This window comes from Vibrio sp. YT-19(2023), assembly GCF_033337395.1.
Genome location: NZ_JAWOQN010000896.1, coordinates 1 through 565, shown reverse-complemented (window position 1 = coordinate 565; position 565 = coordinate 1). Strand labels below are relative to the sequence as shown.

The 565-nt window shown below is 41.6% G+C and carries 1 protein-coding gene and 1 pseudogene; one reads left to right on the top strand and one right to left on the bottom strand.

Going from position 1 to position 565, the window contains the following annotated elements; translation table 11 throughout:
* A partial coding sequence (locus R7E78_RS29050; RefSeq protein WP_318059008.1) for a Maf family protein occupies nucleotides 1–207 on the top strand: 207 nt, incomplete at its 5' end.
* 96 nt (nucleotides 208–303) lie between these two features.
* Here the strand turns inward: R7E78_RS29050 and R7E78_RS29045 are convergent.
* Nucleotides 304–565, bottom strand: a pseudogene (locus R7E78_RS29045) (RNA pseudouridine synthase); the annotation flags it as partial.

Sequence of the window (565 nt, the reverse complement as noted above, 5' to 3'; positions counted from 1 at the left end):
GTACATTTTAGAAACTTAAACCGTGAACAAATTGAACGTTACGTCGACAGAGAAGAACCGTTTTACTGTGCTGGCAGCTTCAAAAGCGAAGGGATGGGAATTTGTTTGTTCGAAAAGTTAGTCGGCAAAGATCCAAACACTCTCGTTGGCCTGCCTCTGATTGATTTGATTGATATGCTGCAAAAGCAAGGTTTCGAGATCTTGTAAGTTTAATCAACGCCTCTACTCATCATTTGAAACCTAATATATATAAGTCAAATGTAAAAAGGGAGCTCTAGCTCCCTTTGTTTATAGTAAATGCGTTCAGTTTGCCTTTCTTAATCCAACAAGCACTTTCTCTAGTTTGGATTCCATCGGAGCATTAATTTCCATCCATTCATCATTAGACGGATGTTGAAACTTAATGTTCGCGGCATGCAAAAACAAACGGTCCAATCCAAGTTGACCAGTGTAGGCATCAAAACGTCTATCTCCGTAACGATCATCCCATGCGATAGGATGTCCGGCGTACTGAGTATGCACACGAATTTGGTGAGTACGCCCCGTAATCGGGCTGGCTTGAATC